This is a genomic window from Aeromonas sp. S19(2024), from assembly GCF_041402625.1.
In the GTDB taxonomy this organism is placed as follows: domain Bacteria; phylum Pseudomonadota; class Gammaproteobacteria; order Enterobacterales; family Aeromonadaceae; genus Aeromonas; species Aeromonas caviae.
On record NZ_JBGLQU010000007.1, the window covers coordinates 147070 to 174053 of the forward strand.

A 26984-nucleotide genomic window follows, 5' to 3' on the forward strand; every position below is an offset into this window, starting at 1 on the left:
TTGCCTGAGGCGTCGTGTCTACGAGAGCAGCCAGCGCCGCAGGCGGGCGATGTCACCCGGGTATTCCCGGCGCAGGGTTTCAATCCAGTCTTCCACGTTCTCCCACCAGGCGGGGTGATCCGGGCTCTGGATAAGCTGGGCCGTCTGCTGCAACCGGCGCAGGCCGATGGAGCCCGCCGCCCCCTTGATCTTGTGGGCCTCCTCCACCACTCCGGCCTGATCCCTGGCAATCATGTTGGAGTCGAGCACCGCCATGTAGTCCGGCATCATCTTCTCGAACAGCTCGACGCTGGAGAGCAGCACCGGCTTGCCGACCGTGCTGGCGTAATCGGTGAGGAAGGGCAGATCCAGCAGGGCATCCTGATGGTGGACATCGTCCTGCTCGTCCGCCTCGTCCCCGGCGAGATCCGCAAACAGGTGGCCTATCACCTCCCGCACCGCCTTGGAGCCCAGCGGCTTGTTGATCACATCCTGCATGCCGTGATCCCGGTAGTACTGGCGATCGCCGGTGGCGTTGGCGGTGAGCGCCACCATGGGGGGCAGGCTGTCGCCGTAGCGCGCGAGCAGTTGCTCCGCCACATCGAACCCCGTCATATCCGGCAACTGGATGTCGAGCAGGATCAAGTCGAAATCATCCGGGTTGGCCATGGCCAGCGCCTCTGCACCATCCCGCGCCACCTTGACCTGATGGCCGAGCTTGTTCAGCAGGGCGCAGGCCACGGTGACGTTCAGCTCCACATCCTCCACCAGCAGGATGTCGAGGGAGGGCATCTCTGGCTCCGGGGCTGCGGCCCTGGGCTCGACGCAGTCCACCTCCAGCTCGGCGGTGAAGCAGGCGCCTTCGCCCGGGTCGCTGTCCACATAGAGTTGACCGCCCATGGCCTGCACCAGCTGGCGGGAGACCGCAAGGCCGATGCCGGTGCCGGTGGCGTGCTTCTTGCCCTGCACCTGATAGTACATGGCGAAGATCTTCTCCTGCTGGGCGCGGGGAATACCCACCCCGGTGTCTTCCACCTCGAAGTGCAGCGCCAGCTTGCCCGGTTCATCAGCGGCGTGGGCGAGACAGCGTATGGTGACGCCCCCTTCATCGGTGAACTTGACCGCATTGCCCACCAGGTTCCACAGCACCTGACGCAGCCGGGTGCCGTCCGCCATCACGAACTGGGGCATGTCGCCGTCCCGGTCGAAGTGCAGGTAGAGCCCCTTCTGCTCCGCCTGGATGCGCGACAGCGTCTCCAGCTCGTCGAGGAAGGCGGGCAAATCCAGCGGAGCCGGCGCAATCTCCAGCCGGCGACGGTCGAGCTTGTCCAGATCGATGATGTCGTTGAAGATGTTGCCGAGCGTCACCGCGCTCAGGTGGATGGTCTTGAGCTGCTGCTGCTGTCTGGCATCGAGGGGCGTATCCATCAGCATCCGGCTCAGGCCGACGATGCCATTGAGCGGGGTGCGCAGCTCGTGGCTGATGGTGGAGATGAAGGTGGTCTTGTCCCGACTCGCCTTCTCCAGCTTGTCCTGGTACTGCTTGCGCTCGGTGATGTCGCGACCAAAGCCGAGCAGGCCGAGCCGCTTGCCGAAGCGGTCGAAGAAGGGCACCTTGCGCAGCTCGAAGTAGGCCTTGCGGCCATCGGGATACTCCAGCCACTGCTCATAGGTGAGCGGCTCGTTCTGGGCGAAGACCTGCTTGTCGGTCTCCACCACCTTGCTGGCGATGTCGTGCTTGTAGACATCGAACGGGGTCAGGCCGATGAGTTCCGCTTCCACCTTGCCGGTGAGCTCCTCCATGGCGCGGTTGCAACCGGAGAACTGCTCGTCCTCGTTGCGGTAATAGACCAGATCGGGGGAGCAGTCGATGAAGGAGCGCAAGAGGGCGGTACGCTCCCCCAGATGCAGCTGGGCCTTCTCCCGCTGGAACACTTCGTTTTCGAGATCCTCGATGGCTTGCTGGCGCAGGGTCTCGGCCCGGTTGGTCTCGGCGATCTGGGCATTGAGGCGGCTGATGTTCTCCTGCAACTGGCTGTTGAGCTCGAGATCCCGCTCGCGCATGTCTTGCAACTTGCGCACCATCCGGGTCAACCGCTGGCGGGAGTCCTCCAGCTGATCCACCACGATGGAGAGAAAATAGACGGCCCAGGGGGTCACCAGCAGACCGAAGAAGACAGAGCGCACCAGGTCGACGATGTCCACGGTGCCGCGCAAAAACAGGGTCACCCCCATCTGGATCGAAACGGCCAGCACTATGATGGCGGTGGCCAGGAACATGCTGAAGCGCACCAGTCCCAGCTTGGTCATCAGGTCGACGTAATATTGCGCCCAGGATTTGATCTGCTTCATCTCGTTGTTTTCTCCCCTTTTCTTGCGCAAACAGGATACCAGTACGGCGCCATGAACTCTTGTCCGTCGCGTATTCAATTATTGATTAACGTCACACTCCGGCTGGGGTAGCATGCCTGCCATGCCTCAGTCAGCACCGGTTCCACCGGAATACCGGGGCACACTGTCACCCTTCTCATTCGTTATGTCAGGAGCATACCCGATGCGAAATCATGTTCTGTTGAGCCTTGGCCTGCTGGTCGCCACCACCGCCCACGCCGATCTGGGGGAGATCCCCCGCCAGACCGGCTGGTCCGGTTTTCTGCTGGGCGGAGTCAATGCCGGCAGCCACAAGTCCAACTTCTATGCCGGTGACGACAGCAACAGCCGTATCGATGATCTGGGCTCCCCCGGCCGCGAAAGCGGTCTGAGCCCGCTGCTCAATGCCGATATCCGCTACACCTTCGCCGATACCCGCACCCAGGTCTTCCTCGGCAACCTCATCCAGGACGCGGTGCGCTTCGACTTTACCCAGCAACTCGGTCTGCGCCAGGAGATGGGTGACAAGGGTATCGTCGCCACCTCCCTGGTGTTCAACCTCATGCCGGTGGAAGTGTGGAGCGATCCCTTCGCCACCGGCGTGGACCGCAGCGCCACCGATCTCACCTCGAAAGGGGTGCGCTTTGCCTGGGACAGGATCTGGGGCAGCAACGTCTACGCCACCCTGACCAGCCGGGAAGTGGAGCTCGACGAGGAGCGCAGCGGCCAGCAATATGACCTGACCCACGGCACCCACTACGCCTCCATGCTGAGCCGCAACGGCAAGGTCCACGACCTGGCTGTCTCCTACCAGTACCACTTCGGCGGCGACCAGCTGCTGGAGCCCGCCTTCCTCTACAAGGAGGCCCGCCTGGACGGGAGTGCGGAGAGCTTCAAGAACACCGGTCTGCAGCTGACCTATGCCAAGCGCGCCTCCCAGTGGTCCATCGTGAGCAACCTCTACGCCGGCAAGCGCAAGTATGACGAGGCGAATCCCCTGTTCGGCCAGCGCGCCGATGCCAGCGAGTTCGCCCTCAATGGCACCTTCTTCTGGCACAACCTGTTCGGCATCAAACCCCTTGCCGCCACCTTCACCGCTGCCTACTCCAGCGCCGACTCCGACATCGACTTCTACGATGCCGAGGCGCTTCGCTTCAGTACCGGGCTGCTTTACAACTTCTGACCCGTACCAAGCAAGGAGGCCACCCCCGGGGTGGCCTCTTCATTTGCACAACCCTCGACCATCAGATGCCGAGGGAATCCAGCAGATCGTCGTGCTCGTTGCTCGCCGGCGCGGCCGCCGGTGCCGGTTTGGCTGACTGCTTGGCCTGGGCGATCAGCTCGTCGGGATCCACCTCCTCCTGCACGCCGCCATCATGGATCCGGATAAACTCCGTCTTGTCCATGGCCAGCTCCAGATAGAAGATGTTGTTGCTGGCGGTGAAGAAGGTCACCCGGCGGGTCTCGGGATTGTCGAGGTTGGTGTCGACGCTCAGCATCACCTGCTTGTTGAGCGCCAGCATCTTGGGCTGGTTCTGGGTGATGTGGGTCTGCAGCTCGCGCCCCACCTTGGTGGTGAAGCTGCCGACGATCTGGTTCATCAGCTCGCCCATGACGTTGCTCACCTCGTCCGAGGTGTGGGAGATGGCAAGATCCTCCTTGGAGAGCCCCATGCTCAGCATGTAGCTCTGGTAGAGCTCCATGGCCGCGGCGGCGGAGAAGTTGATCACCACCAGCCCGGAGAAGCCGCCGTCAAACAGCACGAAACAGCCGATGTCAGGCTTGAGGCAGGTCTTGCTGATCCGCTGCACCATGCCGGAGAAGCGCACCTGGGTCTGGGTCGCCGCACTCAATACGCTCGTCACCGAATTGCACAGGCTCAGCAGTACGTCCTCTGTGGTCAATACGGCATCATCCTCGGATCTTGTCACTATCATGGAACCTTCCTGCTGATCGAAATAATGGGGCTGTCACTCGTGTCGCCCATGTCACCATGCACCGGCGCGATACGCTAACAGATTGCGTGATCCCGGTGCCCAAAGCGCGAGCCACCTCTCACTTGACTGGATTATCAGTCAGAAATGGCTGAAATCCATCCAGGGTAGCCAGACGGGTTTGCCAACTGGCAGCCGCCCCTTGCAAGGCCTGCTCCTCATAGGGAATGGCGGGACAGGCACCCCAGATGGGACCGGGCCAGGCCGCATCCGAGCTGAAGCGGGCCACGTGGTGCAAGTGCAGCTGAGGCACCAGATTGCCGAGGGCCGCCACGTTGATCTTGTCCGGGCCGAGTGCCCGCTCCATCAGGGTGGCGACGGCGCAGGACTCCTGCATCAACTGCTGTTGCTGCTCGGGGGCCAGATGATGGATCTCCCGCAGGTTGGCGACCCGGGGCACCAGAATCAGCCAGGGATACTGGCTGTCTTTGGCCAGCAGGACGCGGCACAGGGGCAGATCCCCGAGTATCCGGGTATCCGCCTGAAGGCGGGGGTGCAATTCAAACATGGGGGCCTCGCTGATCAACATGGGCACATCGGGAATCAAACATGTGCCCACGTTACTGCAACGGGGAGCAAACTTAAAGGCGCGGCACGGCCCAACCGATGAAGCGCTTGCGAAGCGCGGGGTCCGCCTGCAGGAAAAGCTGTTGCAACTGCCCTTCCAGGGCGCTGGCCGGCACGGAGGAGGCCCGGGGCGTCGCCACGGCGGCCGCAGCCACATCCGCCGCACCGGCGAGCACGGCAGGCCCCTCGCCACGGTTGTACTCCATCAGCCTGGCATGCCAGTCCATACCGATCTGCATCCCCTGCACCATCAGCGTATCCTGGCGCACCTCGAGGGGCTGTCCCCCCGCCACCAGGCCCAGGACAGGGGCCCTGGCGTAGCGTTCCATCCCGGCCTCGTCCGCAGGCACGGGAGCCTGCAGGCGCACCGACTGCCCGCGGGCCTCATAGCGAAGCACCTGGGGCTCGGAGCGAACCTGGCGATCGTTGTCGCTGCTGTTGCGACTCGGGATCACCCCCTCGTAGCGCACCAGCAGTTGCTGCTCCCCGTCGGCCAGCACGGCATGCTGCTCGTCCTGCACCTTGCCTGCGCTCACCGCCAGGATCTGGAAATCCCGGGGCACCTCGACCCTGACCTCGGCCTGCACACCGCCGCAGCACAGCAGCGCAACCCCTGCCCAACCCTGATGACGATTCATTCCCTGACTCTCCTTTCGCGATGAAGGGCGCAGGGTAGCAGCCCCAGATGACAGAAAAATAACGGGATGCAGGCTCACCCCAGCAGATAATGGGGTCGCTCGGCAAACCACTGGGCCAGCACCTGCTTGAACAGCCGGATCTTGCGCGGCACCCGGCGCTGCTGGGCGTGCAGCACATGGATCGGGTGCAGTCCGGTCTGCCACTCCGTCAGCACGGCCACCAGCTCCCCTCGGGCCAGGCAGGCCTCCACCAGCATCAGTGGACACTTGGTAAAGCCCATGCCCGCCCGGGCCAGTTGCAGCAGGGTGCTGTAGTGGTTGGCCCGCACTCGCCCCTGCACCAGGATGTGCGCCTCCTCCTCCCCCTGGCGAAAGTGCCACTGCTCCCAGTCCGGGTTGTGGCCCTGCAGCAGGCAGGAGCGCCCCCCCAGTTCATAGGGAGTGGCGGGGATCCCCTCCCGCGCCAGCAGGGCGGGGCTTGCCACCACCACATCCTTGAGCCTGCCGAGCGGCAGGGCCACCAGGTTGTCGGGGATCAGCTCCATGGCCCGCAGAGCGATGTCATTCTCCCCCTGGCTCATGTCGATCATGGCATTGGTGAAGTTGAGCTCGACCTGGACGCCGGGGCAGAGCTCGGCAAAACGGGCGAGCAGCTCGCTCACCATGCGGTCCCCCGTGCTGACCGGGCAGGTGAAGCGCAGGCGGCCGCTGTCCTCCTCGGTCAGGGCGCGGATCCCCTCCTCCGCCTCCCGGGCCAGGGCGAAGATCTCGCCGGCCTGCAGGTGAAGCACCCGCCCCGCCTCGGTCAGGCTGAGTCTGCGGGTCGTGCGCTGGAGCAGCTGGGCATTGAGGGCGGACTCCAGGGCGCTGACATGGCGACTCAGCATCCCCTTGCTCACCCCCAGGGCATCGGCAGCGGCGGAGAAACTGCCCCGCTGCACCACTTCATAGAAACTGGCCAGGTGAGTGATATCCATCATTAGCACCAATATGGAAACAATGGGTTCATCATAAGCGCTTTTTCTCCCTTTTTATCCCGCTATCATCAACTCATCTCAACCAGGAGCGATAGATATGAAGATTGTGATTGTGGGTGCCTCCGGCACCATTGGCGCCGCCGTCAGCGAACTGCTTGCCCAGGATCATCAGGTGATCCGGGTCGGTCACAGCCAGGGGGATGCCAGAGTGGACATGCGCGACCCCGCCTCCATCCGGGCGCTCTTCGAGCAGGTCGGGTCCTTCGATGCCCTGGTGGTCGCCAGCGGCAGCGTCGCCTTCAATGCCCTGACCGAGATGACGGACGAGCAATGGCAGGTGGGGCTTCAGAGCAAGCTGTTGGGCCAGATCAACCTGACCCGGGCCGCCATTGCCCACCTGAGCGACCGTGGCTCCATCACCCTCATCAGCGGCATTCTGAGCGAGGAGCCCATCCACTGGGGGGTGAGCGCCACCACCATCAACGGTGCCATCGAGCACTTCGTGAAAGGGGCCGCCTGCGAGCTGCCAAGGGGCATTCGCATCAACGTGGTGAGCCCCACCGTGCTGGAAGAGTCCATGGGCAAGTATGCCGACTTCTTCCCGGGCTTCGTGCCGGTACCCGCCGCCCGGGTGGCCCAGGCCTACAAGAAATCGGTACTGGGGGTACAGACCGGGCAGATCTTCCGGGTCAATGGCTGAGCGCTCCGGACAACCCAATGAAAACGGGCCCCGTCATGGGGCCCGTTTTGTCATCTGCGTTGCAAGCGCCTCGCCTGCCACCGGCAAACGTTTGTTCGCCTGCGGCAAAAAAAGCGGTCGGCCTCAGTCGATCAGGCCGTACTGCTCCCGCAGTACCTCGATGATCTCCTGCTTCGGATTGGCACTGCGTACCAGCGGCTGACCGATGATCTTCTCAGCGATCCCCACATAGGTGCGGGAGATATCCATCATCACCTCGGTGGGCAGCTTGTTGTCCCGGGCCAGGGCGAAGCGCTCGGGCATGCGGTTCTTGTTGAGCAGGATGTCCGGATCCGGGAAGTGGTTCAGCAGCCACTGGCGGAAGCCCTCTTTGGACTTCTCGATGATCTCGCCGCCGCGAAGGGCTGCGCCGTCCCAGATGCGGGAGCTGTCGGGGGTGCCCACTTCATCCATGTAGATGAGCTTCTCGCGACCGGCGGCATCGGTCACGTAACCGAACTCGAACTTGGTGTCGACGAAGACCTGATCCAGGGCAGCCAGCGCCTCGCTGATGACGTTGAAGCCCTCTTTGAGCAGCGCCTCGTAGCGGTCGATGTCCGCCGGGGAGCGGAAGCCGAAGGCCTGATGGTGGCGCTCGATGTCGCCGCGGGAGACGTTGACGTCGTCCGCTTCCGGCACGCCATCCAGCCCCTTGAGGATCCCCTTGGTGGACGGGGTGATGAGGATCTCGGGCAGCTTCTGATCCTTCTTGAGCCCTTCCGGCAGGGTGATGCCGCAGAATTCCCGCTCACCATCCTTGTAGGCACGCCACATGGAGCCGGTGATGTACTGGCGGGCAATGGCCTCGATCATCACGGGACGGGCTTTTTGCACGATCCAGACGAAGGGGTGCGGGATGTCCAGGATGTGGCTGTCCGCCAGCCCCTGCTCCTTGAACAGCTTGAACCAGTGGCTGGAGATGGCATTGAGCGCCGCACCCTTGCCCGGCACGCCGTTCAGACCGTCCACCCCTTGCCAGATGCAGTCGAAAGCCGAGATGCGATCACTGATCACCATGAGGGCCAGGGGCGTATCGGCCGGCACATCATAGCCTTTCTCCCGAATGAGCCGGGCACTGTCTGCCGGGGTCAACCAGTAGACGCTGCGCACTTTGCCGGAATGGACAGGTTTATCGGTACGGATCGGCAAATCGTCGTTCACCGCCAATACTTGATCTGCAAGACTCATGGCTAATAACACTTCCTGTTGTGGGACTAGTTAGGCAGGGGCACCAGACCCCTGTCTGTGGGGGATTCACATCATCAGGTACTCAGGCCCGGGGCAACCGGCTCGGCACGCTGGCCCTGCGGCAACCCGGACATAACAAAACAGGGGCGCGAGGCCCCTGTTTCCATGCTTACTTCGCCCCCTGATCGGCCAAGCCCTTGGCAAAGGCCTCGGACAGGCTGATGTACATCTGGGAGATGACACCGGATGCGACAGGCTTCTTGTCCTTGTCGAACAGGGTGATGGAGGTCTTGCCGCCCGTCATCTCGCCGAGCTGGAAGCGATACTTGTCTTCCTCGAGCTTGAAGGGCTCCGCTCCCTTGGCCTTCCAGAACTCGCTGTCCGGCTCGTCGTACTCCACGTCGATCCAGCCCAGGGACTGCTGGGTGTCCTTGATGGTGAAACCATAGGCAGGCAGCACCTGATTGAGGCGGCGCCACACCTGGTCAAACGACCCTTCGGCAATCCAGGCGCTCAGCTCGTTGTTGTCCAGACCCAGCTCCAGCCCCATGCCATCGCTGGACTTGTGCTGTTCACGGGCCTTGAGCTGCTTGTCGTAATAGAGGGAAAACTGGTTCAGGGCGCGGGTGGCATAACGCTGGGCGTCCGCCGGCGTCAGCACAGTGCTGGTCTCGCCGTCGATGGTCTCTTCGTGATCCAGCACCCGTACCGACATCTTGATGGCGTGACGCTGCACATCGTTGCGCAGGGTGAACTGGTAACGCTGACGGATCTTGAAGTCATCGTCATCTTCCGCCCAGCCATCGAGCACCGCCGAGTTGTCAAACCAGCCGGTCTGCAAGACGCCGTCCTGTTGATCCAGCTTCTCGGTAGTGACCTTGTGTTCGGCCAGGAAGTTCATCAGGAAGGCCCAGGTATCGCGCTCCACGCTCTGGGAGGTGCTGAGGGCATAGAAGGCGACGGTTGGCTCGCTGGCATTGGCCACCACCTGGCTGCCGGGCACCACGGTGAGCAACTGGGCGGGCGGGCGCACGTCCACCTTGGCCCCGAGGGCGCCCTCACGGCTACTCTCGGGCAGGGCCGGAATGTCGAAATTGCTGTTAAAGGCGGGGGTACTCAACCCGGCGGGCACAAGGAAGGCGCGGCCTTCGAGGCGGCTCTCTTCATACTCGAAGCCACGGTTGGCCATTTTGCGTTCCTGGGGTGAGCTGCAGGCAGCCAGCACGGCCACCGTCGCGACACTCAGTACCAGGCGCACTGCATTTCCCTTTCCATTTGCTTTAAACACTCGCCATCAACTCCGCAGTCGTCAGTGCTCGCGCCATCGCCGCTTCCCCCTCGGGGGTGAGATCGGTCAGGGGCAGACGCAAGGTCGCCGTCGCCATCAATCCCAGCCGGGCACAGGCCCATTTCACCGGGATGGGACTCGGTTCACAGAACAGAGTCTGATGCAACGGCATCAATCGATTGTTGATGTCATGAGCCTGCCCGGCATCACCGGCCAGGGCAGCACGACACATGTCGGCCATCTGGGGCGCCGCAATATTGGTGGTGACCGAAATGACACCATCGCCCCCTTGCAGCATAAAATCACATCCGCTGGCGTCATCGCCACTATAAAGCGCAAAATCCGGCCCGCACAGTTCGCGCAGCAGCGGGGTACGGCCAAGATCGCCAGTCGCTTCTTTCAAACCTATGATGCCGGGCACCTTGGCCAGACGGGCCACCGTCTCCGGTTTGAGGTCACAGCAGGTGCGACCGGGCACATTATAGAGAATTTGAGGCAGACCACTAGCCTCGGCGATCGCACAATAGTGACGATAGAGGCCTTCCTGGGTGGGTTTGTTGTAATAGGGTGTAACCGAGAGACCCGCCACCACGCCCATGGTGGCGAAACGCCGGGAGAGGGCGATGGCATGAGCAGTATTGTTGGAGCCGCAGCCCGCGATGACGGGAATGCGTCCGGCGGCGTATTCCACCGTCTTCTCAACCACGGCGATATGTTCCTGCTCGCTCAGGGTGACCGACTCTCCCGTGGTTCCCACGGCGACGATGGCGCTGGTCCCGGCATCCACATGATATTCCACCAGCGCTGCCAGACTGACCCAATCGATGTCGCCCGAAGGCAGCATGGGGGTAACGAGCGCAACAATACTACCGCGTAACATGGATAATTCTCCCGATTTTCAGGGGCGTAATGGTAAAGCTGCCCCTTTTGAAAAACAAGGGAGGCACGGGACAAGCCGTGTTACCATCCGGCACAAAACGTATGAATGCACGAGCGCACAAGAGGCCTCACGGCAGGGTGCCGGCACCCGCGGTCAACGCATTCTCAATAATGGACGAGAGACGATTTATGACTCACTACCTGGTCGTAACGGCCATCGGCACGGACAGGCCTGGCATCGTCAATGAGGTGACCCGTCACGTCAGTGGCTGCGGTTGCAACATTGTCGACAGCCGTCTTGGCATCTTCGGCAACGAATTCACCTTCATCATGCTGCTGTCCGGTGACTGGAACAGCCTGATGCAACTGGAAATCAGCCTCCCACTGCGCAGCCAGGAGTGGGATCTCATCACCATGATGAAACGCACCGAGCGCCACCACTCCCTGCAATATGACATCAGCGCCAGCGCAGAGGTGCTAATCCGGGATCAGCCGGGCATCGTAAGTCAGTGCACCCAGTTCTTCAGCGATCACGGCTGGGACATCCAGGCCATGCAGACCATCACCCTGGAACAGCAGCCCTTCAACCTGCTCAAGGCGAACTTTCAGTTGAATCTCTCCAAGCAGGGAGAAGAGCCTGGCTCGAAGACAGCCTTCGCCGATTTCTGTCGTGGACTGGGCGCCGAGTCGTTCGAATTCATCGTCAATCACAAGTACGCCTGACGGCGTTTATCCGAGGAGACCCCATGTCACCACTAGAAGCTGGTACCCAGGCCCCCGATTTCTCCCTCTCCGATCAGGACGGCAATCAGGTTCGCCTCGCCGACCTGCGCGGCAAGAAGGTGCTGATCTATTTCTACCCCAAGGCGATGACCCCGGGTTGCACCACCCAGGCCTGCGGTCTGCGCGACGTCAATAGCGAGCTGGCTGCCCTCAATGTGGTGGTGCTCGGCATCAGCCCGGACAGCGCCAAGCGCCTGAAAAAGTTTGAGGAGCGCGACAACCTCAACTTCCGCCTGCTGGCCGATGAGGATCACGCGGTGGCCGATGCCTTTGGCGTCTGGGGCCCGAAGAAGTTCATGGGCAAGGAGTATGACGGCATTCATCGCCTGAGCTTCCTCATCGATGAAGAGGGCAAGGTTGCCCATCGCTTCGACAAGTTCAAGACCAGCGATCACCATCAGGTGGTGCTCGACCTCGTCAAGGGGTAAGCCACCAGCGGCATTGTTGCAGGGCTCGCCATGGCGGGCCCTGCTCGTTTCACCACGGCATCAGCCCCCACTCTCTGGCGGCTCACCAGAGCGCCTCTCCCCCCTTTTCTCGCCAACCTCCCCTCTCAGATCAAAAAATTCATCCTGGATATGGGTTAACGTGACCCCAGATTCATTTTCCAGCGAGACAGCCCATGAACATGAGCCACACCGAACGCCTGATCCTGAGCAACCAGTACGAGATCCTGGCCAAACTCAATCCGGAAAAGGCGGCGTTTTACCAGCGTGCCAGCACCATCGTCGAGCGCGGCTACTGCCTGCAGATCCTCGAGCTGGAGAAGAGCTTCGGCCATCTGGATCTCGCCACCTGCCAGGAGGTGCTGGACACCCTGGAGCTGCACCATGCACTGGCCATCTCCTGGGGCAACCTGGATGCCAGCGCCCGGGCCGATGTCAACGAGAGCCGCCTTGCCTTCAACGGCTACAGCCGCAGCCAGGAGCGGGAACTGGCGGATTACGTCTGCTTCCTGCTGGAAGTGGACAAGCGCTTCCCCGAACTGCCCTGCCCCTGCGATGAGCTCTCCAGCGACATCGCCATGCGGGACAAGTACCAGCGCATGCTGGCGGTCTGGCGTCAGTGCCCCCGTCAGTACAAGCTATCCATCCAGGAGATCAGCAAAGTGCTGGCCGCCTGAATGTGAAAAAGGCGCCTGAGGGCGCCTTTTTCATCAGTCTGACTTCGGAAAGTCATTCGTAGAGGAAGGATTTGTCCAGCTGCTTGAAGGCGGCGTTGAGGGTATCGGCCAGCTCTTCGTAGCGGGGACGGGCCACCAGCTGACGTTGACCGCCCTGCTCGTTCATCTTGCCGTTTATCTCCCGATACCAGGTGGCGAGGGAGGGGGGTAGCCGGGTATCGGCGCGCTGGCCGAGCCAGTAGTACCCTTGCAGCGGCAGGCTGAGCAGGAAGAGCACGGACGCCATCACGGAGGGCCAGTAATGAAGCTCGCCAAATTGGAACTGCACCATGACGCTGAGCACCGCCAGTGCCGGGATCACCTTGAGGGCGAATTCGGTGGCCTTGATCACCCGATTCTCCGGGAACATGGAATTAAGCTCGGGACGGCGCGGCCAAAGAGTCATATAATGACGGCCTTGCTGTAATTTAGTTCCAAAAATGTTCATGCTCATGCTACCTCCGAGCTCTTTTCGAACGCATTAACGGCAAAACCTCGACAATATTTGAGAGGCAATAACAAAGGTTGAGGATGACTTTGTTATTTTTCAACAATCAGGTTATCCTTTGTACGCCCATTTTTACGCTGGGGCACGGCCACTGACCAGTCAGGGACGTCTGAATTTCGGGTCTTGTATCACTATACAAGGGGCAAGCAACAGATTGCCAACCCTCATAAGGATAAGTTGATAGTTTTTGGACGCACCGCGTCCGGCGCATCCTCCAACCCAACCCAATCTGCGATAGGATTTATTCATGAGTAAGCTGGTTCTTGTTCTTAACTGTGGCAGCTCGTCCCTGAAGTTTGCTGTCATTGACGCAACCACCGGTGATGACCTGCTGTCCGGCCTGGCCGAATGCTTCAACCTCGACGACGCCCGCATCAAGTGGAAGCTGAACGGCGAGAAAGGCAACGCTGATCTGGGTGCCGGTGCCGCTCACCAGGAAGCGCTGGACTTCATCGTTCACAAGATCCTGCCGCTCAACCCGGAACTGTCCAAGAACCTGATCGCCATCGGCCACCGCGTGGTACACGGCGGCGAGCGTTTCACCTCCTCCGTTCGCATCTGTGATGACGTCATTGCCGGCATCGAAGCCGCCATTCCTTACGCACCGCTGCACAACCCGGCTCACCTGATCGGTATCCGTGCCGCCCTGAAGGTCTTCCCGGAACTGGCCGAGAAGAACGTCGCCGTGTTCGACACCGCCTTCCACCAGACCATGCCGGAAGAAGCCTTCCTGTACGCCCTGCCGTACAAGCTCTACAAAGAGAACGGCATCCGTCGCTACGGCGCCCACGGCACCAGCCACTACTACATCAGCCTGGAAGCGGCCAAGCAGCTGAACAAGCCGGTGGAAGAGCTCAACATCATCAACTGCCACCTGGGCAACGGCGGCTCCGTCTGCGCCATCAAGAACGGCCAGTCCGTCGACACCTCCATGGGCCTGACCCCGCTGGAAGGCCTGGTGATGGGTACCCGTTCCGGTGACATCGATCCGGCCATCATCTTCTTCCTGCACGACAAGCTGGGCATGAGCGTTGCCGAGATCAACACCATGCTGACCAAGGAATCCGGCCTGCAGGGTCTGACCGAAGTCACCTCCGACTGCCGTTTCGTTGAAGACAACTACGACAGCAAGGAAGAAGCCAAGCGCGCCATGGACGTGTACTGCTACCGTCTGGCCAAGTACATCGGTGCCTACGCCGCCGCCATGGACGGTCGTCTGGATGCCGTGGTCTTCACCGGCGGCATCGGCGAGAACTCCGCCCCGATCCGTGAGATCACCCTGAACAAGCTGGGCCTGCTGGGCTTTGACGTCGACCACGACGCCAACCTGAAGGCTCGCTTCGGCAAGGGCGGCGAGATCACCAAGGCTGGTTCCACCAAAGCCCTGGTTATCCCGACCAACGAAGAGTGGGTCATCGCCCACGACGCGCTGGAACTGGTCGGCGCATAAATTAGCTGTAGAGCAAGGCCGCCCCAGGGCGGCCTTTTCCTGATCCCAAAAAATGAACAAGGGGTAATAAGTGGCACGCACTATTATGCTCATCCCGGTCGGCACTGGTGTCGGCGTAACCTCCGTGAGTCTTGGCGTCGTTCGCGCCATGGAACGTCACGGTGTCAATGTCAGCTTCTTCAAACCGGTCGCCCAGCCGCGTCCGGGTGAAACCGGTACCGAGCGCTCCACCGCCGTGATCCGCGCCGCTGCCAACATCAACCCGCCCGAGCCGTTCGCCCTCTCCTACGCCGAGAACATGATCACCTCCAGCAACACCGACATCCTGCTGGAAGAGATCGTGGCCCGCTTCGAAGAGCACGTGAAGACCAGCGGTGCCGAAGTGGTGGTGATCGAGGGCCTGGTTCCGACCGACAAGCAACCCTTTGCCAACAAGCTGAACTACGACGTCGCCAAGGCGCTGGACGCCGACATGGTGTTCGTGACCCATCCGGGCAACGACTCCAGCCAGAAGCTCAAAGAGCGCATCGAGCTGGCCTGCTCCAACTTCGGTGGCGTCAACAACCCGCGCATCGTGGGCTGCGTCATCAACAAGGTGGGTGCCCCGGTTGACGAGCACGGCGTGACCCGTCCCGACCTGACCGAGATGTTCGAAGCGCACCACCACGGCGCCGATACCGGCCACAACCTGGAAGTGCTGCAGGTCTTCGGCAAGAGTCCGCTGCGCATCCTCGGCTGCATTCCCTGGAACACCCAGCTGATCGCACCGCGCGCCAAGGATCTCGCCAAGCACTTGGCCGCCAAGATCATCAACAAGGGTGAGCTGGAAAGCCGCCGCCTGCAGACCGTGACCTTCTGTGCCCGCTCCATCCACAACATGATCGAGCACTTCCGTCCAGGCAGCCTGCTGGTGACTTCCGGCGACCGCTCCGACGTCATCGTCTCCGCCTGCCTCTCCGCCATGAACGGCGTCAAGCTGGGTGCCCTGCTGCTGACCGGCAACTACCACCCGGAACCCCAGGTGATGGCACTGTGCCAACAGGCCATGGCCACCGGTCTGCCGATCATGATCACCGGCACCAACACCTGGCAGACCGCCGTCAGCCTGCAGAACTTCAACGTCGACATCCCGGAAGATGACCGCGAGCGTATCGAGCTGGTGCAGGACTACGTTGCTGGTCACATCGACAAGCACTGGATCGAGTCTCTCTCCGCCAAGTCCACCCGTTCCCGTCGCCTGAGCCCGCCGGCTTTCCGCTACCAGCTGACCGAACTGGCCCGTCAGGCCAACAAGCGCGTCGTGCTGCCGGAAGGGGAAGAGCCGCGGACCATCAAGGCTGCCGCTATCTGTGCCGAGCGTGGCATCGCCCGTCCGGTCCTGCTGGGCAACCCGGAAGAGATCCGTCGTGTTGCCGAACAGCAGGGCGTGGTACTGACCGACCGCGTCGAGATCATCGATCCGGTTGCCGTACGCGAGCGCTATGTGGCTCGTCTGGTCGAGCTGCGCAAGAACAAGGGCATGACCGAAGTGGTTGCCCGCGAGCAGCTGGAAGACAACGTGGTACTGGGTACCATGATGCTGGAGCGCAACGAGGTCGACGGTCTGGTATCCGGCGCCGTGCACACCACTGCCAACACCATCCGTCCGCCGATGCAGATCATCAAGACCGCCCCGGGCTCTTCCCTGATCTCCTCCATCTTCTTCATGCTGCTGCCGGATCAGGTACTGGTCTACGGTGACTGCGCGATCAACCCGGACCCCACTGCCGAGCAGCTGGCCGAGATCGCCATCCAGTCCGCCGACTCCGCTGCCGCCTTCGGCATCGAGCCGCGCGTGGCCATGATCTCCTACTCCACCGGCACCTCCGGCGCCGGCGCGGACGTGGAGAAAGTGCGTGAAGCCACCGAGCTGGCCAAGGCCAAGCGTCCCGACCTCATCATCGACGGCCCGCTGCAGTACGATGCGGCCATCATGGAGAACGTCGCCAAGTCCAAGGCACCGAACTCCCCGGTTGCCGGCAAGGCCACCGTGTTCGTGTTCCCGGATCTCAACACCGGCAACACCACCTACAAGGCGGTACAGCGCTCCGCCGAGCTGGTCTCCATCGGTCCCATGCTGCAAGGCATGCGCAAGCCGGTCAACGACCTCTCCCGTGGCGCCCTGGTGGACGACATCGTCTACACCATCGCCCTGACCGGCATCCAGGCAGCACAGGCCGAGTAATCGACCCGCAGTCCGATACAATGAAAAACCCGCCGAGAGGCGGGTTTTTTTATGGCTCGCGCCCAGAAATGTTGATCCGCAAGATCAGGTCGGGATCCCGTCCGGATCTACAGACAGATCCGCGCTCCGCCCTTGGCAAGGCACGAGGGATAAGCAAACGCTCACACCCTCGCCAGGGGATTGCACAAATGCGATCCAGCCAGGATCAAATTGAAATATCCCTTTAAGATCATGCGACTAACGCCAGACACACCGCTAATCTACAGAGTTTTCCACAGCTTTTGTGGATAGTTTACCGATCATTTGAAAGAAAATGACAGGTGAAGACCCTCCCTTCCCCCTTCTCTTTCACCCCCTCGATAACCTCCTGATGCTGTGGCCTGCATCCCTACCGGCCCCCCCACTTGCCCGCAACGCTGCCAGACACGAAAAAGGGCTCCGAAGAGCCCTTGAACAGCTATTTTCACATCCGGCCACATCAGGGACGCAGGGATTTGTCCGCCCGGGAGATGCCACAGACACCGGAGCGCACCACTTCGATGATCTCGTTGGTCTGGGCAGCCGTCTTGATGAAGGCGTCCAGCTTTTCGCTGGTCCCGACGAGCTGCACCGTGTAGAGCTCGGGGGTGACGTCGACGATCTGGCCACGGAAGATGTCCGCCAGCCGCTTCAGTTCGTCACGTGCACCACCGGCGGCGCGCGCCTTGACCAGCGCGATCTCCCGCTCGATGTGCTCACCCTCGCTCAGGTCACACACCTTGAGCACGTCCACCAGCTTGTGCAGCTGCTTCTGGATCTGCTCCAGCACCCGCTCATCCCCCATGGTGACGATGGTCATGCGGGACAGAGTGGGATCCTCGGTGGGGGCCACCGTCAGGGTCTCGATGTTGTAGCCGCGCTGGGAGAAGAGGCCTACCACACGGCTCAGGGCGCCGGATTCGTTCTCCAGCAGTACTGAAATGATGTGTCTCATCAGGTTCTCTCCGTCTTGCTCAGCCACATCTCGTCCATGGCGCCAAATTTGATCTGCATCGGATAGACGTGCTCGTCCGGATCGACCGAGATGTCCATGAACACCAGTCTGTCCTTCATGGCAAAGGCCTTCTCCATGGCGCTCTCCAGCTCCGCCGGATCGCTCACCGCGATGCCGACGTGGCCATAGGCTTCCGCCAGCTTGACGAAGTCAGGCAGGGATTCCATGTAGGAGTGGCTGTGGCGGCCACCGTAGAACATCTTCTGCCACTGCTTGACCATGCCCAGCGCACGGTTGTTGATGGAGATGATCTTGATGGGCACCCCGTACTGCATGCAGGTGGAGAGCTCCTGAATGTTCATCTGCACCGAGCCGTCGCCGGTGACGCAGCAGACCACCGCATCCGGGTTGGCAAACTGGGCGCCCATGGCGGCCGGAATGCCGAACCCCATGGTGCCGAGACCACCTGAGTTGATCCACTGACGTGGTTTGGCAAACGGGTAGTAGAGGGCGGCAAACATCTGATGCTGGCCCACGTCGGAGGCGACGAACGCCTCCCCCTTGGTCACCTTGTAGAGGGTCTCGATGACCTGCTGCGGCTTGATCAGGGTGGGATGGGTTTCGTAGGCCAGGCAGTTGCGGGAGCGCCACTGGTTGATCTGCTCCCACCAGTCCGCCAGCGCCTGCTTGTCGTTGTCAAAGCCGCATTCGCGGATCACTTCCAGCATCTGTTCCAGCACGGTTTCCACCGAGCCGACGATGGGCACATGGGCCTGTACCGTCTTGGAGATGGAGGTGGGGTCGATGTCGATGTGGACTATGGTGGCGTTGGGGCAGAACTTGGCCACGTTGTTGGTCACGCGGTCATCGAAGCGGGCACCCACGGCGAAGATGAGATCCGCGTTGTGCATGCTCTTGTTCGCTTCGAAGGTGCCGTGCATGCCGAGCATGCCGATGAACTGCGGATGGGTGCCAGAGAAGGCGCCCAGTCCCATGAGCGTGGTGGTCACCGGCAGGTTCAGCAGCTCCGCCAGCTTGGTCACCAGGTGATCCGCATTGGCGTTGATGGCGCCGCCACCCACGTACATGACCGGGCGGCTCGCCTCGGTCAGCAGCTTGGCAGCCCGCTTGATCTGGCCCTTGTGTCCCGCCTTGGTCGGATTGTAGGAGCGCAGGGAAACGGACTCGGGATACTGATAGGGGAACTTCTCTTTCGGATTCTGCACGTCTTTGGGCAGATCCACCACCACGGGCCCCGGGCGGCCACTGGCGGCAATGTAATAGGCCTTCTTGATGGCCTCGGGAATGTCGCTAGCTTTCTTGCACAGGAAGCTGTGCTTCACCACCGGGCGGGAGATGCCGATCATGTCGGTCTCCTGGAACGCATCCTCCCCGATCATGCTGGTCGGCACCTGGCCGGACAGGATCACCAGGGGAATGGAATCCATGTAGGCGGTGGCGATCCCCGTGATGCAGTTGGTGGCGCCGGGACCCGAGGTCACCAGCACAGTGCCCACCTTGCCGGTGGAGCGGGCGTAACCGTCCGCCATGTGCACTGCGGCCTGCTCGTGCCGCACCAGGACATGCTCCATCTTGCCGTTTTCGAAGAGAGCGTCATAGATGTCGAGCACTGAGCCACCAGGGTAGCCGAAAACGTGTTCCACTCCCTGATCTTCCAGCGCTCTAACCACCATCTGGGCGCCTGATAACATCTCCATGATAAAGCCCTCCAGGCTTTGCTCCGTTAAGCGAAAGCTATCGACAGTCCGCTGCTTCCCGGCAGCGCCGATCCGAGTCTTGTTGTTGTCTGCAGGCAGATCAGGCGAGTTCGGAGCCGTCGATAGTAGAAAAATAGGGGTTTTCCATCATTCACCCGAAAAGCGGGTGAAAAACCAACTTAACCCGCCCGTGAACGCTTGTCCACGGCTTTGTCTGGCCATAACAGTCATAAATTTCAAACAGCTATTAACATTCAGTGACTTGGCCACCAGACGGGCAACAAAGAGGGGCCCTGGGGGGAACAACCAGCGGATCATGCTGCCCGCGTCGGTCAGGAACAAAATAAACGGCCCACCCCGAGGGGGTGGGCCGTCAAAAACTGGCTGGTTTCACTGCTCGTCTTCGGGTTCTGCCAGCCAGATCTGCTGATCCGGATCCGTCTCTTCGCAGACCGAAATGCTGACACCCATGTCGAGCAGCTCATGCAGGGTGAGATTGTCTGCCAGAGTCATGGTGTCGCCGTTTTCATTGGTAAAGCGCATGGTGTCCGTCCTCTCCGTGGTGGGATCGACTCAGTTTAGTCAAAGGCGCTGAGTTGGGATAACCAGGGACGCTCCTGGCCGGTGCGGCTGGCAAGCTCCCCCAGGCTGTCACACACCTCCTCCGGAAAGAGGGTCCTGCCCCAGAGGCGGCGGGAGAGCGCCCCCACCTCCTCCCCGGCCCCGGCCAGCAACCAGTCGGCCAGCTCTCCTGCCACATCGGGATAGCGTACCCTGCCAGGAGAAGGGGCCTCCAGCCAGCTTCGCACCGCATTGGCATCCAGGCTGTCCATCAACTGGGCCAGCCCCATCAGCTCCAGGGTCCTGCCGTTGGTCAACTGCTCGAACTGGCCACCCAGGGGTTTGACCAGCAGCTTCTTGCCAAGGGAGAGCGCCTCGGAGGCAAGCTCGAATCCCGCATTGCTGATGACCCCGCGACAACCGGCCAGCGCCAGCTTGAACCCCTCTCTGGCCTGAGGTTCAAAGCAGATGTTGCGCCACTCGCTGCGCTTGCGCACCTCGGGATGGAAGCAGATGAACGACTGCGGGCTGAAACGCGACAACAGGGCCGCGATCGTCTCTGTCTGCTCGAATGGCAGATAGACCAGGATCTGCTGGTTGTCCGGCACAGGCTCGAGGGGATCGACGATGGGAGGCAGCAGGGGCTGGCCGAAATGGAACCAGTGCAGCCCCAGGGACTGGCGTACCGGCGCAAAATGGCGCATCAGCTGGCGGTTGAAGCCGCTCTCTCCCCAGCGCGGGATCGGCCAGTCGAAGCTGGCCTGATGGCTGATGGTGAGGCTGGGTTTGCCCCAGCGGCGAGCAGCATGGGCAGTGAGCGGCTCGAAGTCGCTGATGACCAGATCGTACTCGCGACAATCGAGGGCACGCAGATCTTGCCAGAAACGCAGGGGAGAGAGTCCCTTGAGGGTGCGCCAGCCCGAGATGCGCCCCTGATGGCTGGCGAAAGTGATACCGGGGAAGGTGCGATAATCCCCGAACTCTCCCATCTCGAAGTAGCCGTCAGCGGCGCGCCCGCTGAACAGATAGTCCACCGCCACGCCCCTGCTCTTCAATGCGCGCGCCAGGGTCCGGCTACGACTGATATGACCGTTGCCGGTCCCCTGAACGCCGAACAGTATCCTCATCCCTGGCTCCAACCCAGCGCCCAGAGGGCGCAACCACCGCCAAGCAGCGCCCCGGCCACCAGATCACTCAGATAATGCACCCCGAGCAGCAGGCGGGACGCCCCCACCAGCGCGGCCCAGACAAACAGCAGCGGTGCCCAGAGCGGGAAACTGGCGGCCAGTACGGTCGCCATCAGAAAGGCAGCCGAAGTATGGCCCGAGGGTAGGCTGTAACGATCCGACGGGGTGATGAAGACAGGCAGCCCTGCCGGGCGCTGGCGTTTGAGGGCATTCTTGAGCAGCAGGTAGAGCGGCAACTCGAGGGCAAACGCCCAGAGCGCCACCCTGACCGCCTCCTGTCCGGCGCTCCCCTGCCACCAGAGCAGGCAGGCCGCCACGGCATAGAGGGGGCCGTCACCGGTACGGGAGACAAGCCGGCTTATCCTGGCCTGCGGCTGATTGTAGGGGTGGAGCAGGCAGACACGGCACACCCGCAGGTCCCATTGCTGGATCTTGTTCATCACGGCCCTCCCTTGCATCCTGAGTGCAGACTAGGAGGGCGGCATGACACTTCGTTGACGCCCAGATAACAGATTGATGAAAAAAAGGGCCCAGGGGCCCTTTTTCATCCGTCATCCCGAAAAAGTCAGTTCAGGGCACCGCGCAGGCCGTTTTCCATCAGGCGGCAGTTGTGGGCCGCGAGGCGGCTCATGAAGTGCTCGTCCACCGTCAGACCAAACACCTGTTCGTAGAGATCCTTCATCACGAAAGGCTGCCACATCATGCTGAGGAAGGAGATCTTCAGCATCTCGGGGTCCAGGTTGTCCGCCAGCTGGCCGTTGGAGCGCATGGATTCGAGCAGGGCATCGAACTGGGGAAGTTGGCGATCCAGCAGGCGGCTCAGCACAAAATCACGCCCCGGGCTCTTTTCGGTGGACAATGCGCTGGAGATGGCGGAGGTCAGCTCGCTGTTGGGCGCCATCACCTGATAGTAGGTGTTGAGCAGATCGGTCAGGCTGCGGTTGCTGCTCTCGTCGTGCCAGGCTTGCTCGAGGGGCTCGGCCACATCCCCCAGCACCGCCTTGTAGAGGCCTTCCTTGCTGCCGAAGTAGTAGTGGATCATCGCCAGATTGGAGCCTGCCAGCTCGGCAATCTCGCGGGTCGTCACCTTGCTGTAGGGGGTGTTGAGAAAACGTTCGCGTGCGGCGGCAAGCAGCTTGTCACGAATGTCGGAACGTCCGACTGGACGGCCAGGTCTGCGTTTTTCCATGGAATACCTCAGATAATTCAGCAAGGGCTGATAAGTCGATCTGATTGTGCGGGTGATCGAGTACAGCAGGAATGACCAGATAATCAGGCATGAACCGAATATGGGACAAGAGAATTTGCACTCCTTTACAATCCGATTAAATAAACCAGTGGATTGAACCTGTCCATTCCGGTTGACACAGCATAAAAATCTCGTTATTGGTAGTAGCGTTATCGACTGGAAGGATTGAGACATCATGCGTATTGCCGCTCCGCTACTACTTCTCTCCCTAATCGCGACTCCTCGCGCGGGATCCTTGTAGCCGGGCTAAGGCATAGCCGGAATTTACAGAAACCCGTGCACCCCGCACGGGTTTTTTTATGCCATGCAGGATGCACGCAGCGAACTTAGGAAGAGGGAAGTCACATGTCAGATCGGGTCATCATATTCGACACCACCTTGCGTGATGGTGAGCAGGCGCTGTCGGCCAGCTTGACGGTCAAGGAGAAGCTGCAGATCGCCCAGGCGCTGGAGCGGCTCGGTGTCGATATCATGGAAGTGGGTTTCCCCGTCTCCTCCCCCGGCGATTTTCAATCGGTTCAGACCATCGCCCGCCACATCAAGAACAGCCGGGTCTGCGCCCTGGCTCGCGCCCTGCAAAAAGACATCGATGCCGCCGGCGAAGCCTTGAAAGTGGCAGAGGCGTTTCGCATCCATACCTTCATCTCCACCTCCTCCATCCACGTGGAGAGCAAGCTGAAAAAGAGCTTCGAAGACGTGCTGGAGATGGGGGTCGGCGCCATCAAGCACGCCTTGCGCTACACCGATGACGTGGAGTTCTCCTGCGAAGATGCGGGCCGCACCCCGATAGACAACCTGTGCCGCATGGTGGAAGCCGCCATCAAGGCCGGCGCCCGCACCATCAACATTCCTGATACCGTGGGCTACACGGTGCCGACCGAATTCTCCGGTATCATCCACACCCTGTTCAACCGGGTACCCAACATCGACAAGGCCATCATCTCGGTGCACTGCCACGACGATCTGGGCCTCTCGGTGGCCAACTCCATCAGTGCCGTGCAGATGGGGGCCCGCCAGATCGAGTGCACCATCAACGGCATCGGCGAGCGTGCTGGCAACTGCTCCCTGGAAGAGGTCGCGATGATCCTGAAGACCCGCGCCGACCTGCTCGGGGTACACACCAACATTCGCCACAGCGAGATCCACCGCACCAGTACCCTCGTCAGTCAAATCTGCAACATGCCGGTGCAGCCCAACAAGGCCATCGTCGGCGCCAACGCCTTCTCCCACAGCTCCGGCATCCATCAGGATGGCGTGCTCAAGGCGAAGAACACCTATGAAATCATCACCCCCGAGAGCATCGGTCTCACCCAGAACAACCTCAACATGACCTCCCGCTCCGGCCGCCACGTCATCAAGCACCGGATGGAGTCCATGGGCTACGCCGAGAGCAGCTACGACCTCGACGATCTCTACGCCAAGTTCCTCACCCTGGCCGACAAGAAGGGCCAGGTGTTCGACTACGACCTGGAGGCCCTCGCCTTCTTCAGCCAGATCCACGAGGAGCCCGAGCACTTCAAGCTGGAGTACCTCGGCGTGCAGAGCGGCAGCTCGGTGCTCGCCACCGCCTCGGTCAAGCTCAAGGTAGGCCAGGATCTGGTGTGCGAGGCCGCCACCGGCAACGGCCCGGTGGATGCGGTCTACCAGTGCATCAACCGCATCACCGGCTACGAGATCCGCATCGACAAATACGAACTCAAGGGCAAGGGCGAGGGCAAGAACGCCCTCGGCCAGGTGGACATCGTCGCCGAGTACAAGGGGCGCAAGTTCCACGGCATGGGGCTGGCCACCGACATCATCGAATCCTCGGCCCAGGCCCTGGTCCACGTGATCAACAGCATCTGGCGCGCGGACCAGGTCGCCGAGCAGATGGAGCGCAACCACACCATCAAATCGGAAACCGTCTGAGCCCGCCGCCGGACAAGATGACAACATGACATGGGGAGGACCGGGGCCAGGGCAGTGGCCCGGACCGGCCTCCCGGATGAAACGGAATCACACTATCAAGACGGAGAGAGTATGAGCAGTTATCGGATCGCAGTATTGCCGGGTGACGGCATTGGCCCGGAAGTGATGGCTGAGGCCATCAAGGTACTGGAAAAGGTGCAGACCAAATTCGGCTTCTCCCTCGACTATGACCGTCACGACGTCGGCGGCATCGCCATCGACAATCACGGCACACCGCTGCCCCAGAGCACGATCAAAGGCTGCGAAGCGGCCGATGCGGTGCTGTTCGGATCGGTGGGTGGCCCCAAGTGGGAGCACCTGCCGCCCAACGATCAGCCGGAGCGCGGTGCCCTGCTGCCCCTGCGTGCCCACTTCAAACTGTTCTGCAACCTGCGCCCGGCCCGCATCTACACCGGTCTGGAGCAGTTCTCCCCGCTGCGTGCCGACATCTCCGATCGCGGCTTCGACATCGCCTGCGTGCGCGAGCTGACCGGCGGCATCTATTTCGGCCAGCCCAAGGGGCGTGAAGGGGAAGGCGCCACCGAGAAGGCCTTCGACACCGAGGTGTACCACCGCTTCGAGATCGAGCGCATCGCCAAGATAGCGTTTGAATCGGCCCGGGTGCGCAAGTCCAGGGTCACCTCCATCGACAAGGCCAACGTGCTCGCCTCCTCCATCCTGTGGCGCGAGGTGGTGACCGAGGTCGCCAAGTCCTACCCGGATGTGGCCCTGAACCACATGTACATCGACAACGCCACCATGCAGCTCATCAAGGATCCGTCCCAGTTCGACGTGCTGCTCTGCTCCAACCTGTTCGGCGACATCCTCTCCGACGAGTGCGCCATGATCACCGGCTCCATGGGCCTGCTCCCCTCCGCCAGCCTCAACGAATCCGGCTTCGGCCTGTTCGAGCCGGCCGGTGGCTCGGCCCCGGATATCGCCGGCAAGGGGATTGCGAATCCCATCGCCCAGATCCTCTCCGCCGCCCTGATGCTGCGTTACAGTCTCGGCCAGGAAGCCGCCGCCCAGGCCATCGAGCAGGCCGTGGCCCAGACCCTGGCAGAAGGCTATTTCACCGCCGACCTGCATCAGGCCAGCGCCACGCACCCGGTGCAGAGCACGGCCGACATGGGCAGCCAGATCGCCGCGCGCATCTGATCCCACGGCATCGATAACAAGGAAACCGAGCAATGTCCAAGACCCTCTATCAGAAAGTGTTCGACGCCCACGTGGTGCGGGAAGTGGAAGGGGAAACCCCTCTCATCTACATCGACCGTCATCTGGTGCATGAAGTGACCAGCCCCCAGGCATTCGACGGCCTGCGCGCCATGAACCGCCAGCTGCGTCGCCCGGATCTGACCTGGGCCACCATGGATCACAACGTCTCCACCACCACCAAGGACATCGCCGCCTCCGGCGAGATGGCCCGCATCCAGATGGAGACACTCGCCGCCAACTGCAAGGCGTTCGGGGTTCGTCTCTATGACTTGAACCACAAATACCAGGGCATCGTCCACGTGATGGGCCCCGAGCTCGGCATCACATTGCCCGGCACCACCATCGTCTGCGGTGACTCACACACCGCCACCCACGGCGCCTTCGGGTCGCTCGCATTCGGTATCGGCACCTCCGAAGTGGAACACGTGATGGCCACCCAGACCCTGAAACAGGGCCGCGCCAGGACCATGCGTATCTCTGTCAACGGCAAGCTGGCCGCAGGCATCAGCGCCAAAGACGTGGTGCTCGCCATCATCGGCAAGGTGGGTCACGCAGGCGGGACCGGCTACGTGGTGGAGTTCGCCGGTGAAGCCATCGAGGGGCTCACCATGGAAGGGCGCATGACGGTGTGCAACATGGCCATCGAGCTCGGCGCCAAAGCGGGCATGATTGCCCCCGACCAGACCACCATCGACTACATCCGTGGCAAGGAGTTCGCTCCCAAGGGGGAGGCGCTGGAGCAGGCCATCGCCTACTGGCTGACCCTCAAGAGCGACGAAGGTGCCCACTTCGATGCCGAAGTGGTGCTCGACGCCGCCGACATCGCCCCGCAAGTGACCTGGGGCACCAACCCGGGCCAGGTGATTGCCGTCAATGAGCCCATCCCTGCCCCGGAATCCTTCGCCGATCCGGTGGAGCAGCAGTCCGCCCGCAAGGCCCTCGCCTACATGGACCTGCAACCGGGCCAGAAGCTCTCCGACGTGGCCATCGACAAGGTGTTCATCGGTTCGTGCACCAACAGCCGCATCGAGGATCTGCGCACTGCCGCCGCCATCGCCCGTGGCCGCAAGGTCGCCGCCGGGGTACAGGCCCTGGTGGTGCCGGGCTCCGAGCAGGTGAAGGCCCAGGCCGAGGCCGAGGGGCTGGACAAGATCTTCATCGAGGCAGGCTTTGAGTGGCGTTTGCCCGGCTGCTCCATGTGTCTGGCCATGAACAACGACCGGCTGCAACCGGGGGAGCGCTGCGCCTCCACCAGCAACCGCAACTTCGAGGGGCGTCAGGGTCGTGCCGGTCGCACCCACCTGGTGAGCCCGGCCATGGCCGCCGCCGCCGCCGTCACCGGCCGCTTCGCCGACATTCGTGCGCTGTAAGAGGGGTTGAGGATG

General features: G+C 61.8%; 25 protein-coding genes. 10 read left to right on the forward strand and 15 right to left on the reverse strand.

Going from position 1 to position 26984, the window contains the following annotated elements; genetic code table 11:
- Positions 1-18: 18 nt before the first annotated feature.
- Positions 19-2331, reverse strand: coding sequence for an aerobic respiration two-component sensor histidine kinase ArcB (arcB, locus tag ACB037_RS15235; RefSeq protein WP_069784566.1), 2313 nt, complete (start codon positions 2329-2331; stop codon positions 19-21).
- Between the two features lie 202 nt (positions 2332-2533).
- On the opposite strand from arcB, the gene ACB037_RS15240 reads away from it, so the two are divergent.
- Positions 2534-3532, forward strand: a complete 999-nt coding sequence (locus ACB037_RS15240; RefSeq protein ID WP_042881204.1) for a DUF2860 family protein — start codon at positions 2534-2536, stop codon at positions 3530-3532.
- A gap of 61 nt (positions 3533-3593) precedes the next feature.
- Here ACB037_RS15240 and ACB037_RS15245 read toward each other — a convergent pair whose 3' ends face one another.
- The 4 genes from ACB037_RS15245 to ACB037_RS15260 form a co-directional block, all read right to left on the reverse strand.
- The gene (locus ACB037_RS15245) at positions 3594-4286 is read right to left on the reverse strand and encodes a DUF3334 family protein (RefSeq protein WP_029313837.1); all 693 of its coding nucleotides are present in this window, start codon (positions 4284-4286) and stop codon (positions 3594-3596) included.
- 118 nt (positions 4287-4404) lie between these two features.
- Positions 4405-4851, reverse strand: a complete 447-nt coding sequence (locus ACB037_RS15250) for an HIT domain-containing protein (RefSeq protein ID WP_039040966.1) — start codon at positions 4849-4851, stop codon at positions 4405-4407.
- Positions 4852-4924: 73 nt separating this feature from the next.
- Positions 4925-5548, reverse strand: coding sequence for a DUF2057 domain-containing protein (locus ACB037_RS15255; RefSeq protein WP_319881644.1), 624 nt, complete (start codon positions 5546-5548; stop codon positions 4925-4927).
- Between the two features lie 74 nt (positions 5549-5622).
- Positions 5623-6525, reverse strand: a complete 903-nt coding sequence (locus tag ACB037_RS15260) for a LysR family transcriptional regulator (RefSeq protein WP_371175527.1) — start codon at positions 6523-6525, stop codon at positions 5623-5625.
- A 97-nt stretch (positions 6526-6622) separates the two neighbouring features.
- Between ACB037_RS15260 and ACB037_RS15265 the strand changes: the two genes are divergently transcribed.
- Positions 6623-7225: a short chain dehydrogenase gene (locus ACB037_RS15265; protein ID WP_371175528.1), complete on the forward strand. Its 603-nt coding sequence runs from the start codon at positions 6623-6625 to the stop codon at positions 7223-7225.
- A 123-nt stretch (positions 7226-7348) separates the two neighbouring features.
- Here the strand turns inward: ACB037_RS15265 and ACB037_RS15270 are convergent, their stop codons facing one another.
- From ACB037_RS15270 to dapA, 3 genes are all read right to left on the reverse strand, one after another.
- A complete protein-coding gene (locus ACB037_RS15270) occupies positions 7349-8452 on the reverse strand; it encodes a phosphoribosylaminoimidazolesuccinocarboxamide synthase (RefSeq protein ID WP_039040947.1) in 1104 nt (367 codons plus the stop codon).
- A 169-nt stretch (positions 8453-8621) separates the two neighbouring features.
- Positions 8622-9740 (reverse strand): outer membrane protein assembly factor BamC, encoded by a 1119-nt coding sequence (gene bamC / locus ACB037_RS15275; RefSeq protein ID WP_029313833.1) that lies wholly within the window; start codon positions 9738-9740, stop codon positions 8622-8624.
- On the reverse strand, positions 9733-10620 hold the full coding sequence (gene dapA / locus ACB037_RS15280; protein WP_029313831.1) for a 4-hydroxy-tetrahydrodipicolinate synthase: 888 nt from the start codon (positions 10618-10620) through the stop codon (positions 9733-9735). Before dapA ends, bamC begins: the two co-directional genes overlap by 8 nt.
- A 188-nt stretch (positions 10621-10808) precedes the next feature.
- Between dapA and ACB037_RS15285 the strand changes: the two genes are divergently transcribed.
- The 3 genes from ACB037_RS15285 to ACB037_RS15295 all read left to right on the forward strand — a co-directional run bounded on the left by ACB037_RS15285 (position 10809) and on the right by ACB037_RS15295 (position 12525).
- On the forward strand, positions 10809-11342 hold the full coding sequence (locus ACB037_RS15285; RefSeq protein WP_010673166.1) for a glycine cleavage system protein R: 534 nt from the start codon (positions 10809-10811) through the stop codon (positions 11340-11342).
- Between the two features lie 23 nt (positions 11343-11365).
- Entirely contained in the window at positions 11366-11830 is a 465-nt protein-coding gene (gene bcp / locus ACB037_RS15290; RefSeq protein ID WP_010673165.1) for a thioredoxin-dependent thiol peroxidase, read from the forward strand.
- A gap of 194 nt (positions 11831-12024) precedes the next feature.
- Positions 12025-12525 carry a YfbU family protein gene (locus tag ACB037_RS15295; RefSeq protein ID WP_039040945.1) on the forward strand — a complete coding sequence of 167 codons (501 nt, stop codon included), beginning with the start codon at positions 12025-12027 and terminating at the stop codon, positions 12523-12525.
- Between the two features lie 52 nt (positions 12526-12577).
- Here the strand turns inward: ACB037_RS15295 and yfbV are convergent, their stop codons facing one another.
- Positions 12578-13018, reverse strand: a complete 441-nt coding sequence (gene yfbV / locus ACB037_RS15300) for a terminus macrodomain insulation protein YfbV (protein WP_029313829.1) — start codon at positions 13016-13018, stop codon at positions 12578-12580.
- Positions 13019-13319: 301 nt separating this feature from the next.
- Here yfbV and ACB037_RS15305 point away from each other — a divergent pair, with 301 nt between their 5' ends.
- Positions 13320-14522: an acetate kinase gene (locus tag ACB037_RS15305; RefSeq protein ID WP_010673162.1), complete on the forward strand. Its 1203-nt coding sequence runs from the start codon at positions 13320-13322 to the stop codon at positions 14520-14522.
- A 70-nt stretch (positions 14523-14592) separates the two neighbouring features.
- A complete protein-coding gene (pta, locus tag ACB037_RS15310; RefSeq protein WP_010673161.1) occupies positions 14593-16746 on the forward strand; it encodes a phosphate acetyltransferase in 2154 nt (717 codons plus the stop codon).
- 478 nt (positions 16747-17224) lie between these two features.
- Here pta and ilvN read toward each other — a convergent pair whose 3' ends face one another.
- The 6 genes from ilvN to ACB037_RS15340 form a co-directional block, all read right to left on the reverse strand.
- A complete protein-coding gene (gene ilvN, locus ACB037_RS15315) occupies positions 17225-17719 on the reverse strand; it encodes an acetolactate synthase small subunit (protein WP_010673160.1) in 495 nt (164 codons plus the stop codon).
- The gene (locus ACB037_RS15320; protein ID WP_043156169.1) at positions 17719-19437 is read right to left on the reverse strand and encodes an acetolactate synthase 3 large subunit; all 1719 of its coding nucleotides are present in this window, start codon (positions 19435-19437) and stop codon (positions 17719-17721) included. The genes ilvN and ACB037_RS15320 overlap by 1 nt, the downstream gene beginning before the upstream one ends.
- 390 nt (positions 19438-19827) lie before the next feature.
- Positions 19828-19980, reverse strand: a complete 153-nt coding sequence (locus ACB037_RS15325) for a hypothetical protein (RefSeq protein ID WP_010673158.1) — start codon at positions 19978-19980, stop codon at positions 19828-19830.
- 35 nt (positions 19981-20015) lie between these two features.
- Positions 20016-21125 carry an MJ1255/VC2487 family glycosyltransferase gene (locus ACB037_RS15330; protein ID WP_069651847.1) on the reverse strand — a complete coding sequence of 370 codons (1110 nt, stop codon included), beginning with the start codon at positions 21123-21125 and terminating at the stop codon, positions 20016-20018.
- A complete protein-coding gene (locus tag ACB037_RS15335) occupies positions 21122-21625 on the reverse strand; it encodes a phosphatase PAP2 family protein (RefSeq protein WP_182935839.1) in 504 nt (167 codons plus the stop codon). Before ACB037_RS15335 ends, ACB037_RS15330 begins: the two co-directional genes overlap by 4 nt.
- A gap of 125 nt (positions 21626-21750) precedes the next feature.
- Positions 21751-22374: a TetR/AcrR family transcriptional regulator gene (locus ACB037_RS15340; protein ID WP_010673155.1), complete on the reverse strand. Its 624-nt coding sequence runs from the start codon at positions 22372-22374 to the stop codon at positions 21751-21753.
- A 405-nt stretch (positions 22375-22779) separates the two neighbouring features.
- On the opposite strand from ACB037_RS15340, the gene leuA reads away from it, so the two are divergent.
- From leuA to leuC, 3 genes are all read left to right on the forward strand, one after another.
- A complete protein-coding gene (gene leuA / locus ACB037_RS15345) occupies positions 22780-24342 on the forward strand; it encodes a 2-isopropylmalate synthase (RefSeq protein ID WP_010673154.1) in 1563 nt (520 codons plus the stop codon).
- Positions 24343-24453: 111 nt separating this feature from the next.
- Entirely contained in the window at positions 24454-25539 is a 1086-nt protein-coding gene (gene leuB, locus ACB037_RS15350) for a 3-isopropylmalate dehydrogenase (protein WP_039041178.1), read from the forward strand.
- Between the two features lie 32 nt (positions 25540-25571).
- On the forward strand, positions 25572-26969 hold the full coding sequence (leuC, locus tag ACB037_RS15355; protein WP_371175529.1) for a 3-isopropylmalate dehydratase large subunit: 1398 nt from the start codon (positions 25572-25574) through the stop codon (positions 26967-26969).
- The last annotated feature ends 15 nt before the right edge of the window (positions 26970-26984 follow it).